This is a genomic window from Variovorax sp. (assembly GCF_965279555.1).
Taxonomy (GTDB): Bacteria; Pseudomonadota; Gammaproteobacteria; order Burkholderiales; family Burkholderiaceae_C; genus Variovorax.
In genome coordinates, this window is sequence record NZ_OZ257247.1 from 4774950 (window position 1) to 4787624 (window position 12675).

At 68.2% G+C, this 12675-nt stretch carries 13 protein-coding genes; 8 read left to right on the forward strand and 5 right to left on the reverse strand.

Translation table 11 applies throughout. From position 1 onward, the window contains the following. Complete coding sequence (locus ACQY8B_RS22320; protein WP_422088705.1) at window positions 1–1176, forward strand: acyl-CoA dehydrogenase family protein; 1176 nt, start codon at window positions 1–3, stop codon at window positions 1174–1176. Between the two features lie 22 nt (window positions 1177–1198). Here the strand turns inward: ACQY8B_RS22320 and ACQY8B_RS22325 are convergent, their stop codons facing one another. Then, entirely contained in the window at window positions 1199–2467 is a 1269-nt protein-coding gene (locus ACQY8B_RS22325) for a DEAD/DEAH box helicase (protein ID WP_422088706.1), read from the reverse strand. A 48-nt stretch (window positions 2468–2515) separates the two neighbouring features. Between ACQY8B_RS22325 and ACQY8B_RS22330 the strand changes: the two genes are divergently transcribed. The 5 genes from ACQY8B_RS22330 (at window position 2516) to ACQY8B_RS22350 (ending at window position 5943) form a co-directional block, all read left to right on the forward strand. After that, window positions 2516–2893 (forward strand): translation initiation factor Sui1, encoded by a 378-nt coding sequence (locus tag ACQY8B_RS22330; protein WP_422088707.1) that lies wholly within the window; start codon window positions 2516–2518, stop codon window positions 2891–2893. A 16-nt stretch (window positions 2894–2909) separates the two neighbouring features. Then, window positions 2910–3146, forward strand: coding sequence for a DUF3820 family protein (locus ACQY8B_RS22335; RefSeq protein ID WP_422088708.1), 237 nt, complete (start codon window positions 2910–2912; stop codon window positions 3144–3146). A gap of 180 nt (window positions 3147–3326) precedes the next feature. Beyond that, window positions 3327–3734 (forward strand): RNA recognition motif domain-containing protein, encoded by a 408-nt coding sequence (locus ACQY8B_RS22340; protein WP_081270674.1) that lies wholly within the window; start codon window positions 3327–3329, stop codon window positions 3732–3734. A gap of 195 nt (window positions 3735–3929) precedes the next feature. After that, on the forward strand, window positions 3930–4418 hold the full coding sequence (locus ACQY8B_RS22345) for a tripartite tricarboxylate transporter TctB family protein (protein WP_422088709.1): 489 nt from the start codon (window positions 3930–3932) through the stop codon (window positions 4416–4418). A gap of 13 nt (window positions 4419–4431) precedes the next feature. Continuing rightward, window positions 4432–5943, forward strand: a complete 1512-nt coding sequence (locus ACQY8B_RS22350) for a tripartite tricarboxylate transporter permease (RefSeq protein WP_422088710.1) — start codon at window positions 4432–4434, stop codon at window positions 5941–5943. Between the two features lie 45 nt (window positions 5944–5988). On the opposite strand, the gene ACQY8B_RS22355 is transcribed toward ACQY8B_RS22350, so the two are convergent. Further along, window positions 5989–6747 carry a TSUP family transporter gene (locus tag ACQY8B_RS22355; RefSeq protein ID WP_422088711.1) on the reverse strand — a complete coding sequence of 253 codons (759 nt, stop codon included), beginning with the start codon at window positions 6745–6747 and terminating at the stop codon, window positions 5989–5991. Window positions 6748–7122: 375 nt separating this feature from the next. On the opposite strand from ACQY8B_RS22355, the gene ACQY8B_RS22360 reads away from it, so the two are divergent. Together ACQY8B_RS22360 and ACQY8B_RS22365 are read left to right on the forward strand one after the other, a co-directional pair. Beyond that, the gene (locus ACQY8B_RS22360) at window positions 7123–8358 is read left to right on the forward strand and encodes an ammonium transporter (protein WP_422088712.1); all 1236 of its coding nucleotides are present in this window, start codon (window positions 7123–7125) and stop codon (window positions 8356–8358) included. 18 nt (window positions 8359–8376) lie between these two features. Beyond that, window positions 8377–8679 carry a hypothetical protein gene (locus ACQY8B_RS22365; protein WP_106936043.1) on the forward strand — a complete coding sequence of 101 codons (303 nt, stop codon included), beginning with the start codon at window positions 8377–8379 and terminating at the stop codon, window positions 8677–8679. A gap of 27 nt (window positions 8680–8706) precedes the next feature. Here ACQY8B_RS22365 and ACQY8B_RS22370 read toward each other — a convergent pair whose 3' ends face one another. From ACQY8B_RS22370 to amaB, 3 genes are all read right to left on the reverse strand, one after another. Then, complete coding sequence (locus ACQY8B_RS22370; RefSeq protein ID WP_422088713.1) at window positions 8707–9945, reverse strand: pyridoxal phosphate-dependent aminotransferase; 1239 nt, start codon at window positions 9943–9945, stop codon at window positions 8707–8709. Beyond that, window positions 9942–10838, reverse strand: coding sequence for an amino acid ABC transporter substrate-binding protein (locus ACQY8B_RS22375; RefSeq protein WP_422088714.1), 897 nt, complete (start codon window positions 10836–10838; stop codon window positions 9942–9944). Before ACQY8B_RS22375 ends, ACQY8B_RS22370 begins: the two co-directional genes overlap by 4 nt. A gap of 172 nt (window positions 10839–11010) precedes the next feature. Next, window positions 11011–12543 (reverse strand): L-piperidine-6-carboxylate dehydrogenase, encoded by a 1533-nt coding sequence (amaB, locus tag ACQY8B_RS22380; protein WP_422088715.1) that lies wholly within the window; start codon window positions 12541–12543, stop codon window positions 11011–11013. Window positions 12544–12675: the final 132 nt, after the last annotated feature.

Here is a 12675-nt window from a genome sequence, read left to right on the forward strand (position 1 = left end):
ATGGACGCCGAACTGCAGGCCGACCGCGCGGCGCTGGCCGACACCGTGCGGCGCTTCGCCGAGAACGAGATCGCACCGAACGTGCAGGCGTGGGACGACGCGGGCGAGTTTCCGCGTGCGCTGTACGCGCGCGCCGCCGAGCTGGGCTTGCTAGGGCTGGGCTACCCCGAAGCGCTGGGCGGCACGCCCGCCTCGTATGCGCTCAAGCTGCCCGCGTGGGTCGCGCTCGCGCGCCACGGCAAGAGCGGCGGAGTGCTCGCGAGCCTGTTCTCGCACAACATCGGCCTGCCGCCGGTGGTGCTGCACGGCAGCGAAGCGGTGCGCCAGGAAGTGGCGCCGCCGGTGCTGCGCGGCGAGAAGATCGCGGCGCTGGCCATCACCGAGCCCGGCGGCGGCTCCGACGTGGCCGCGCTGCGCACCACGGCGCGGCGAGTCCCGGACGGCGATGGCGATCACTACGTGGTGAACGGCGAGAAGACATTCATCACCTCGGGCATGCGCGCCGACTGGATCACCGTGGCGGTTCGCACCGGCGAAGGGCGCGGCGCGGGCGGCATCTCGATGCTGCTGGTGCCGGGCGATGCACCGGGCCTTTCGCGCACGCGCCTGTCGAAGATGGGCTGGCTGTGCTCCGACACCGCCACGCTGCACTTCGACAACGTGCGCGTGCCGGCGCGCTACCTGCTGGGCGACGAAGGTGCTGGCTTCCGCATGATCATGGGCAACTTCAACGGCGAGCGCATCGGCCTTGCCGCGGGCGCCCTGGGCTTCGCACAGGCCTGCCTCGACGAAGCGCTGGCCTGGGCGCGCGAGCGCAGGGCTTTCGGCATTGCGCTCATCGAGCATCAGGCGGTGCGCCACAAGCTGGTCGACATGCAGATGCGCATCGCCTCCACCGAGGCCTGGATCGAGGCGGTGTCGGCGGAAGGCGACGCGCTGGATGCCGCCGGGCGCTTCAACGCACCCGAATGGGTAGCGCAGATCTGCCTGCTGAAGAACCACGCCACGCAGACCATGCAGTTCTGCGCCGACCAGGCGGTGCAGATCCTCGGCGGCATGGGCTTCATGCGCGGCACGGTCAGCGAGCGCATCTACCGCGAGGTGAAGGTGATGATGATCGGCGGGGGTGCCGAGGACATCATGAAGGAGTTGGCGGCCCGGCAGCTGGGCTGGTAGGGGCCCCCCGCATCCTCTCTGTTCAGCCTTCGCTCTTGCCGCCGGCAGTGTCGCGTGCCGCGGCGCGCAGCTTGTCCTTCTTGCTCGGCCGCTTGCCCTTGATGCCGCCCGTGCCCGACGCATCGACCACCGGCGGCGCCACCTCCGTCGGCTCGAAGCCTTCGACCTGCTCGCGCGGCAGGCTCAGGCCCTGGCGCTTCTCGATCAGGCGGAAGTGCGCCTCGCTCGCCGCGCTCACGAAGCTGATCGCCAGGCCGCTTTCTCCCGCGCGGCCGGTTCTGCCGATGCGGTGGATGTAGTCGGTCGGCGAACGCGGCAGGTCGTAGTTGATGACCACCGGCAACTGCGCGATGTCGATGCCGCGCGCGGCCAGGTCGGTGGCGATCACCACGTCCCAGCGGCTCTGCTTGAACTGCGCAAGGATGTCGGTACGGGTGCCCTGCGCGATGTCGCCGTGGAAGGGCACGGCGTAGATGCCGTTCTTGTAGAGCTTCTCGGCCACGGTCTGCGCGGCATGCTGCGTGGCGACGAAGACCAGCACACGGTCCCACTCGCCTTCGTGCTGCTTGAGCAGGTGGCGCAGCAGCTGCGTGCGGCGCGCGGCGTCGACCTCGATCACGCGCTGCACGATGTTGGGCTCGGTACCGGGCTCGCCCTGCACGTCGATGACGGCGGGGTCGCGCAGCGTAGCGTCGGCCAGCGCCTGGATGGCGGGCGGAAAGGTGGCGGAGAACAGCAGGTTCTGGCGCTGCTTCGGCAGCATCGCGAGGATGCGGCCCAGCTCTTCGGCAAAGCCGAGGTCGAACAGGCGGTCGGCCTCGTCGAGCACCAGCGTGGCGACGGCGTCCAGCCGCAGCGCGTTGTGGTCGGCCAGGTCGAGCAGCCGGCCGGGAGTGGCGACGACGATGTCGGCGCCGCCGCGCAGGCTCATCATCTGCGGGTTGATCGACACGCCGCCGAAGGCGACGACGATCTTCAGCCGTTCGGGCAGGTGCTGCGCGAGGCTGCGCAGGGTCTCGCCGACCTGGGCCGCGAGTTCGCGCGTGGGCACCAGCACCAGGGCGCGCACGCGGCGCGAGGAGCCCTGCTGGCGCTCGGCGCCCAGGCGCTGCAGCAGCGGCAGGGAAAATGCGGCGGTCTTGCCGGAGCCGGTCTGCGCCGAGCCCCGCACGTCGCGGCCTTGCAGAATCGCGGGGATGGCCGCGGCCTGGATGGCGGTCGGTGCGGCATAGCCGCTTTCGGCGGCGGCGTGCACGAGCGCGGGGGCCAGGCCCAGTGAATCGAATGGCATGTGAGCAGACAGAGAGAGAAACCCGGTAACAGAGAAGAGATGGATCGAATGGCGACGACGAAAAGCAATCAGGCCGGCAGCACCCTGGTGTATTCCACCGAGGCGGGCGGGCGCATGTGCCCCGGCTGCGGGGCGCCGGTGGCGCAGTGCCGCTGCAAGGAACTCAAGGCGCGCCTGCCGGCCGCTGACGGCATTGTGCGTGTATCGCACGAGACCAAGGGACGCAAAGGCAAGGGCGTGACGGTGGTCAAGGGCGTCGCGCTCGACACGGCGGGCCTCACGGCGCTGGGCAAGCAGCTGAAAACGGCCTGCGGCTCGGGCGGCACGGTGAAGGACGGCGTGATCGAGATCCAGGGCGACCACCGCGAACTGGTGATCGCGGCGCTCGCCAAGCAAGGCTACACGGTCAAGCGCGCCGGCGGCTAGAAGGAGAAAACCGCCGATGAACCCCGAAGACCTGCAGCGGCTCGTGACGCTCCAAATGCCTTTCGGCAAGCACAAGGGCACGCTGATTGCCGATTTGCCCGGAAATTACCTGACCTGGTTTGCACGCGAGGGTTTTCCCTCAGGAGAAATTGGCCGGCTGCTCGCCTTGATGCATGAAATAGACCACAACGGGCTCTCGGACCTGCTCAAACCGTTGCGAAACCGCCCGTCGGGCCGCGATGTTTCTCAATAACACACGAATTTCCCACCCTTTTTGCAATTGCGCTGGATAATCCGGCTTACGTGTCTGTGAGCCTTGTCTCCCGTGCACGTATTTTGGTGATCGGTCAGTTTCGCGCCACAGCGCATTTTGTTTGTTGTGATTCTGGGACTCCATCGCTTTGTTTTGTTGGTTTGAATTAGGAGTCCCTCAATGGGCAAGAAACTCTACGTAGGCAACCTCGCCTACTCCGTGCGTGACAACGACCTGGAACAGGCTTTCGGCGAGTTCGGCTCGATCGTCAGCGCCAAGGTCATGATGGAACGTGACACCGGCCGTTCGAAGGGCTTCGGCTTTGTCGAAATGGGTTCGGATGCTGAAGCACTCTCCGCCATCGAAGCCATGAACGGCCACTCGCTGCAGGGCCGCGCCCTGACGGTGAATGAAGCCCGTCCGATGGAAGCTCGTCCCCCCCGCACCGGTGGTGGCGGCGGCTACGGCGGTGGTGGCGGCGGTGGCGGCTACGGCGGTGGTGGCGGCGGCTACGGCGGCGGCGGCGGTGGCCGCAGCGGTGGTGGCGGCGGCTACGGCGGCGGCGGCGGTGGCCGCGGCGGCTACTAAGCCCTCACCCACACTCCGAGAGCTCCGGCTCTCCGAATGAAAAGAAAGCTCCTTCGGGAGCTTTTTTCGTTTCAGGGCGAGCGAAGCCGGGACAACCCTTGCCCTGCGGTACGCATTTGTTCGTACCGTGCCGGTCAGCCAACGGTCAGGCCCGCAGAACGACCCTCGTCTCTCCATAACAAGAGGAGAGAGACAGTGCGCATCAAGAGCCAGGCAGACTTCTTTTCAGGAGTCATGTTCACCACCGTGGGGGGCGCATTCGCGATCGGCGCGACCACCTACACCATCGGCAACGGCGCCCGCATGGGCCCCGGCTACTTCCCGTTGATGCTCGGCATCCTGCTGGCCGTGCTCGGGATCATCATCATGTTCCAGGCGATGGTGGTGGAGACCACCGACGGCGACCCGATCGGCAAATGGGCCTGGAAGCCGCTGGCCTTCGTGCTCGGCGCCAACCTGGCCTTCGGCGTGCTGCTGGGCGGCCTGCCCAGCATCGGCGTGCCGGCCATGGGCATGATCATCGCGATCTACGCGCTCACGATCATCTCGAGCATGGCGGGCGAGCACTTCAAGCTGCGCGACGTGCTGATCCTCGCGACCATCCTGGCGGCCGGCAGCTATGTGGCCTTCATCTGGGCGCTGAAGCTCCAGATCCAGGTCTGGCCCACTTTCATTTCGGGCTGAGGAGAGAAACACCATGGACCTGATCCACAACCTCTCCATCGGTTTCGGCGTTGCCTTCACCTTCACCAACCTGCTGTATTGCCTGGTCGGCTGCATCCTGGGCACGCTGATCGGGGTGCTCCCCGGCATCGGCCCGGTCGCGACCATCGCGATGCTGCTGCCCGCCACCTATGCGCTGCCCCCTGTGTCGGCGCTGATCATGCTGGCCGGCATCTACTACGGCGCGCAGTACGGCGGCTCGACCACCGCCATCCTGGTCAACCTGCCGGGCGAGTCGTCCTCGGTGGTCACCTGCATCGACGGCTACCAGATGGCCAGGCAGGGCCGCGCGGGGCCGGCGCTTGCCGCGGCGGGCCTGGGCTCGTTCTTCGCGGGCTGCGTGGGCACGCTGATCCTGGCCGCCTTCGCGCCGCCGCTGACCGAGCTGGCCTTCAAGTTCGGCCCGGCCGAATACTTCTCGCTGATGGTGCTGGGCCTGATCGGCGCCGTGGTGCTGGCTTCGGGCTCGCTGATCAAGGCGGTGGCCATGATCGTGCTGGGCCTGCTGCTGGGCATCGTCGGCACCGACGTGAACTCGGGCGTGGCGCGCTACAGCTTCGACATCCCCGAGCTGACCGACGGTATCGGCTTCGTGGTCATCGCCATGGGCGTGTTCGGCTACGGCGAAATCATCGGCAACCTCTCGCAGCCGGACGACGAGCGCGAAGTGTTCACGCACAAGGTCAAGGGCCTGTGGCCGACCAAGGAAGACTTCAAGCGCATGACGCCCGCGGTGCTGCGCGGCACCGCGCTGGGTTCGGCCCTGGGCATCCTGCCGGGCGGCGGCGCGCTGCTGGCTTCGTTCGCCTCGTATGCGCTGGAGAAGAAGATCAAGATGCGCCCCGGCGAAGTGCCCTTCGGCAAGGGCAACATCCGCGGCGTGGCATCGCCCGAGTCGGCCAACAACGCCGGCGCGCAGACATCCTTCATCCCGCTGCTGACGCTGGGCATTCCGCCCAACGCGGTGATGGCGCTGATGGTGGGCGCCATGACCATCCACAACATCCAGCCCGGCCCGCAGGTGATGACCAGCAACCCGGAACTGTTCTGGGGCCTGATCGCCTCGATGTGGATCGGCAACGCGATGCTGATCATCCTGAACCTGCCGCTGATCGGCATGTGGATCAAGCTGCTGACGGTGCCCTACAAGTTCCTGTTCCCCGCCATCGTGCTGTTCTGCGCGATCGGCGTGTACTCGACCAACAACAACACCTTCGACGTGTGGATGGTGGCGGCCTTCGGCTTCATCGGCTACCTGTTCATCAAGCTGCGCACCGAGCCGGCGCCGCTGCTGCTGGGCTTCATCCTGGGGCCGATGATGGAAGAGAACCTGCGGCGCGCGCTGCTGCTGTCGCGCGGCGCATGGAGCGTGTTCGTCACGCGGCCGCTGTCGGCCGGCCTGCTGGTGGCAGCGGTGGCGCTGCTGGGCATCGTGCTTTTGCCCGCCATCAAAGCGAAACGCGAAGAAGCCTTCGTCGAAGACTGATCTTCTCCGCAGCCGGAACGAGCCTCCGCCCCGGCGGGGGCTTTTTCATTTGAGGAACGCGTCGTAGGCCGTCTTGAGGATCAGCGCGCTCACCACCACGATGAACACCACCCGCACGAAGCCCGCGCCGTGCCTGAGCGCCACGCGGGTGCCCAGCAGGCTGCCCGCCACGTTGGCCACCGCCATCACCAGCCCGTAGTGCCACCAGACGTGGCCCTTGGCGGCCAGCAATATCAGCGCGGCGGCGTTGGTCAGGGTGTTGATGATCTTGGCCGAGGCCGAGGCGTTGAGGAAGTCGTAGCCCATCCAGCGCACGAACAGGAACACCAGGAAGCTGCCGGCGCCCGGGCCGAAGAAACCGTCGTAGAACCCGATGGACAAACCGATGGTGCAGGCCGCCAGCGTCTCGGCGCGGCCGCTGAAGCGCGGCGCATGCAGCCGGCCCATGTCCTTGCGCGCCAGCGTGTAGAGCAGCACGCCCAGCAGAATGACCGGCAGCGCGCGGCGCAGGAAGTCGCCCGGAAACAGCGTGACGCCCCAGGCGCCCAGCATCGAGCCGACAAAACCGAGCAGCGCGGCCGGCCACAGGGCGCCCCAGCGCATCTGCACCCGCTGGCTGAATTGCGCGGCGGCGGCGGCCGTGCCCCATATCGACGCACTCTTGTTGGTGCCCAGCAGCGTGGCCGGTGGTGCACCTGGGAACACGGCAAACAACGCCGGCACCAGGATCAGCCCGCCTCCGCCCACGATCGAATCGACAAAACCCGCGAGCAGCGAGGCCCCCGTCACTACCAGCATTTCCATAGGGGGCGGATTCTCTCACCTGGTGGCGCTACCAAAACAGTAGCAGGAGACGGCGTCGTTTCAGGCCGTGCGGGCATAAAAAAGGCGCCGACCAGCGGCGCCTTTCAAACTCAAACACGGCATCTCGTACGGAGCCTTTGAAGCATTTTTTTCTAGTTGCTTGGAAACTGTCTCCTCGGACCCTCGGCAGCACGAGCAGGGCCCGTTCGCGAGTGGCGTGACTTTAGGGCGTGCACCGGCCCAGTGCATTAGGAATTACCCGCTTTGCATTAACTCGGGAGGCAGATTCGCAAACCAAAGTGTTTCTGCTAGTTAACGACGTGGCACGACTTGTGCACGTCCGGCCACAGTCCAACACTCGAAGAAGAAACGACCATGGCACTGGCATCGCAAGCCTCCATCAACGCGGCAGACACCGCCTGGATGATGACCTCGACCGCGCTGGTGCTGCTGATGACGCTGCCCGGCATCGCGCTCTTCTACGCGGGCATGGTGCGCCGCAAGAACGTGCTGGCCACGATGGCGGCCGTGGTGGCGGTCGCCGCGGCGGTGTCGCTGACGTGGTTCGCGGTGGGCTACTCGCTGGCTTTCACCGAGGGCTGGCCGTGGCTCGGCGGCGCGGGCCGCTTCTGGTTCTCGGGCTTCGAATACCTGAAGGACGCCGGCCAGGTGGCGGTGAGCCACGTCGCGCCCAACGTGCCGGAGTCGGTCTACGCGATGTTCCAGCTGACCTTCGCGATCATCACCACCGCACTGGTGCTCGGCGCCTTCGTCGAGCGCATGCGCTTCTCGGCGGTGCTGTGGTTCGCGCTGCTGTGGAGCGTGCTGGTCTATGCGCCGATCGCGCACTGGGTGTGGGAGCCGGGCGGCTGGCTCGCGCAGATGGGCGCGCTCGACTTCGCGGGAGGCTCGGTGGTGCACGTCAACGCGGGCATCGCGGGGCTGGTGTGCGCCTATGCGCTGGGCCCGCGCAAGGGTTACGGGCGCGAGGCCTTCGAGCCCTACAACCTGGCCTTCACCATGATGGGCGCGGGCCTGCTGTGGGTCGGATGGTTCGGCTTCAATGCGGGCTCGGCGGTGGCGGCCGACGGGCGCGCGGGCCTGGCGATGCTGGTGACGCACATCGCGGCGGCGGCCGGCGCCATGAGTTGGATGCTCGGCGAGTGGATCGTGCGGCGCAGCCCCTCGCTGCTGGGCCTGTGCTCGGGCCTGGTGGCCGGGCTGGTGGCCATCACGCCGGCGGCCGGCTTCGTCACGCCGCTGGCGGCGCTGGCCATCGGCGCCATCGCGGGGCTGGCCTGCTACTGGGGCGCAACCGGGCTGAAGCACATGCTGGGCGCGGACGACTCGCTCGACGTGTTCGGCGTGCACGGCATCGGCGGCATCGTGGGCGCGCTGCTCACGGGCGTGTTCGCCGACGCGCGAATCTCGGGCGCCACGGGCGACGTGCTGACGCAGGCGATCGCGGTCGGCAGCGTGGCGATCTACAGCGCAACGGGAACGGCGGTGGTGCTGTTCCTGGTGCATGTGATGGTCGGGCTGCGCGTGGAGGCCGACAGCGAAGTGCTGGGCCTCGATCTTGCACAGCACAAGGAACAACTGGGGAGTTGATCCACCGACGGAGGAACCATGCCATCCATGTCCGAAAGCGAACGCATCGCCCTCGCCGCCCGCCTTCACGTGGCGCTGCGGCGAAAGCATGGGCGCGTGACCGACACCGAGTGGATGGCGACCAACGCCGAGTACGCCGCCGAAATCGTGCGCATGACGCGCGCGCACGCGGCCGACACCAAGGACGAGGAGCTCTACCAGCTCGCCACGCGGCTGGAGCAGGCGATGGAGCCGCTGGCGCGCGCGGCCCGGCTGGCGGCGCGGCAGCCCGACGGCCAGCCGCCCACGCCGCCGCCGCGCTATGTGGGCGGGCTGCGCTGAGGCGCCCGCCGGCCCCGGCTCGTCAGCTCACTCGAGGGCTTCGCAGGCCGCCACGATGCGCTTGCAGGCCTCTTCCAGCTGCGGCATCGACGTCGCATAGGAGATGCGGAAGTACGGCGCCAGCCCGAACACGCTGCCCGGCACCACCGCCACCTCGAAGTCCTGCAGCAGGTAGCGGCAGAAGTCGCTGTCGCTTTGCAGCACGTCGCCGCCGCGGGTGCGCTTGCCGAGCACGCCGGCGCAGCTCGCGAAGGTGTAGAACGCACCTTCGGGCACGCGGCAGCCCAGGCCCGGCGCGCGGTTCAGCGCGGCCACCACGAAGTCGCGGCGCGCCTGGAAGTCGGCGCAGCGCTCGGCCACGATGTCCTGCGGACCGGTCAGCGCCTCGATGGCCGCGGCCTGGCTGATCGACGACGGGCATGAGGTCGTCTGGCTCTGCACCACGGCCATGGCCGCGATCAGCGCGCGCGGACCCGCGCCATAGCCGACGCGCCAGCCGGTCATGGCATAGGCCTTCGACACGCCGTTGACCGTCAGCGTGCGCCCGCGCAGGCAAGGCTCCACCACCGCCGGCGTCGCGAACGCGAGCCCGTCGTAGAGGATGTGCTCGTAGATGTCGTCCGCCAGCACCCACACGCGCGGATGGCGCAGCAGCACTTCGCACAGCGGCTCGAGTTGCGCGGCGCTGTAGGCCGCGCCGCTCGGGTTCGACGGCGAGTTCAGGAAGATCCAGCGCGTGCTCGGCGTGATCGCGGCTTCCAGCTGCGCGGCGTCGAGCCGGAAGCCGTTCGCCTCGGTGCAGGCCACCGGCACCGGCACGCCGCCGCAGACCTGCACGATGTCGGCGTAGGAGGTCCAGTACGGTGCGGGCAGGATCACCTCGTCGCCGGGGTCCAGGCTGGCCATCATCGCGTTGAAGATGACCTGCTTGGCGCCCGCGCTCACGCTGATCTCGTCGAGCGCGAATTCGAGCGCGTTGTCGCGCCTGAACTTGAGCTGCACCGCAGCCTTCATCGCCGGGCTGCCGTCGAGCACGGTGTAGCGCGTGTCGCCGCGGCCGATGGCGCGCACCGCGGCGTCGCGCACGTTCTGCGGCGTGTCGAAGTCGGGCTCGCCCGCGCCCAGCACGATCACCGGGCGGCCCGCGCGCTTCAGCGCGTTGGCATGGTCGGTGATGCGCAGGATCTCCGAGACGCCGATGGCGCGCACGCGCTGTGCCGGCTCGAAGACGCCAGGGGCCGTTGCTGCGGTGTCCGTGGTGGTCACTTGGCGTAGGCCTCGAGCGGCTTGTCGTTGGGCTCGGCCATCAGCTGCTTGAGCGTCGCGCTCATCGGCAGGTTCAGGCTGGTGTTCTTCGGCGGAATCGCGGCCACGAACCACTTGGTGTAGATCTTCTCGAGCTCGCCGCTCTTCATCATGCGGCGCAGCGAGTCGTCCACCGCGGCCTTGAAGGCCGGGTCGTCCTTGCGGAACAGCAGCGCGATCGGCTCCGAGCCCAGCGGCTCGCCGACGATGCGATACGAGGCGGGGTCCTTCGAATTGGCGATGATGCCGGCCAGCAGGTTGTCGTCGAGAGCGAAGGCGTCGACGCGGCCCGACTCCAGCAGCAGGAAGCTTTCCAGGTGGTCCTTGCCGAGCATGGTCTTGTACGACACGTTGTTCGCGCGCTCGCTCTTGCGCAGCAGCTGCACGGCGGTGGTGCCGGTCGATGCCGACACGTTGCGGCCGGCCAGCTGGTCCAGCGTGGTGATGCCCGAGCTGACCTTGGTGGCGATGCGCACTTCGCTCACGTAGGTGGTGAGGGCGAAGGCCACCTGCTGCTGGCGCGCGGTGTTGTTGGTGGTCGGGCCGCAGCCGATGTCGAGCGTGCCGTTCTGCACCAGCGGGATGGTGTTCTGCGCGGTCACGGCCATGTATTCGAGCCTGGCCTGCGGCGCGATGTCCTTCAGCACGCGTTCGCACAGCTCGACGTGGTAGCCCACGTACTTCTCGCCCGCGCCCAGCATGTAGGCCATGGGCGGCGAGGCTTCGCGCACGCCGAGCACGGCCTTGCCGCTGGCCTTGATCTTGTCGAGCGTGCCGGTGGCGGTCTGCGCGGCGGCGCCGAACGCGAGCGCGAGCAATGCGACGGCCGCGGCGGTCTTGAAGGGAATGTTCATGGGTCCTATCTCCTGTGGTTTTGTGATCTGCAAGGCGAAGGCTGCCCCCGGGCAGCGGACAGCCCATTCGCAAGACATCGCGCAAACCGGCTTTGCCGGGCCGGCGATGTCGCCCCCCGGTGAGGGGGTTGGCGCCGCGACACGAAGTGCGCGGAGCCTGGGGGGGACCGACTCAGCCTTCGATGTCGAAGGTGACGCCCTGGGCGAGCGGCAACGCGGTCGAATAGTTGATGGTGTTGGTGGCGCGGCGCATGTAGGCCTTCCAGCTGTCGGAGCCGGCTTCTCGGCCGCCGCCGGTTTCCTTCTCGCCGCCGAAGGCGCCACCGATCTCGGCGCCGCTCGGACCGATGTTGACGTTGGCAATGCCGCAGTCGGAACCGGCGCTCGACATGAAGCGCTCGGCCTCGCGCACGTTGAGCGTGAAGATCGACGACGACAGGCCCGCGCCCACCGCGTTGTGCCATTCGATGGCCTCGTCGAGCGAGCTGTAGCGCACCACGTACAGGATGGGCGCGAAGGTTTCGCGCAGCACCGGGCCGTCGTGCGACTTGAGCTCGACCAGCGCGGGGCGCACGTAGTAGGCGTCCTGGGTGCCGATGCCTTCCACGCGCTGGCCGCCGTGCACCGTGGCGCCGATCTCGCGGCTTTCGCCCAGCGCCTTCTGCATGCCGTCGAAGGCGGCGCGGTCGATCAGCGGGCCGACCAGCGTGCCGGCCTCGCGCGGATCGCCGACCCGCACGTTGCCGTAGACCTTGGCGAGCTTGGGCACCAGCTGGTCGTACACGCTGTCGTGCACGAACAGGCGGCGCAGCGTGGTGCAGCGCTGGCCGGCCGTGCCCATGGCCGCGAAGGCGATGCCGCGCAGCGTGAGGTCCAGGTCGGCCGAGGGCGTGACGATGGCGGCGTTGTTGCCGCCGAGTTCGAGGATGGCGCGGGCAAAGCGCGCGGCCAGCTTCGGCCCCACCTGGCGGCCCATGGCCGTGGAGCCGGTGGCCGAGAGGATCGGCACGCGGTGGTCGTCGACCAGCACTTCGCCGATGTCGCGCTGGCCCAGCAGCAGGCCCAGCAGGCCTTCGGGCGCGTCGCCGAAGCGTTCGATGGCGCGCTGCGCGATGGCATGCACGGCCAGCGCGGTCAGCGGTGTTTTCTCGGACGGCTTCCACACCACCGAGTCGCCGCACACCAGCGCCAGCGCCGCGTTCCACGACCACACGGCCACCGGAAAGTTGAAGGCCGAGATCACGCCGCACACGCCCAGCGGATGCCAGGTTTCCATCATGCGGTGCTCGGCGCGCTCGGTGGCCAGCGTGAGGCCGTAGAGCTGGCGCGAGAGGCCGACCGCGAAGTCGCAGATGTCGATCATTTCCTGCACTTCGCCCGCGCCTTCGGACGGGATCTTGCCGGCCTCGAGCGTGACGAGCAGGCCGAGCTCGCGCTTGGCGGCGCGCAGCTCTTCGCCCAGCAGCCGCACCAGTTCGCCGCGGCGCGGCGCGGGCACGTTGCGCCAGGCCTTGTAGGCCTCGTGCGCGCGGCCGATGGCGTCGGCGGCCTCGGCCGGCGTGGTCTGCGGCACCTGCGCGATCACCTCGCCCGTCACCGGCGAGCGCACCGCCAGCGCGCCGCCGGTGTACGCCTCGCGCGGCACGCCCAGGCGTTCCAGCAGGCGTTCGATTTCGGCGGGCAGGGAGGTGTGGGTTTCGGACATGTGCGCTCCAGCGGAGAAGAAAAAGAAAGGCAACAGGGCAAGGCTCGAAGCGGCCAATGTCTGCGAATTCCGCGCGGTTGCCTAATGAAAATATGGAAGGACTTGATGCGTTTCGCGAAGGAACTGTGCCAC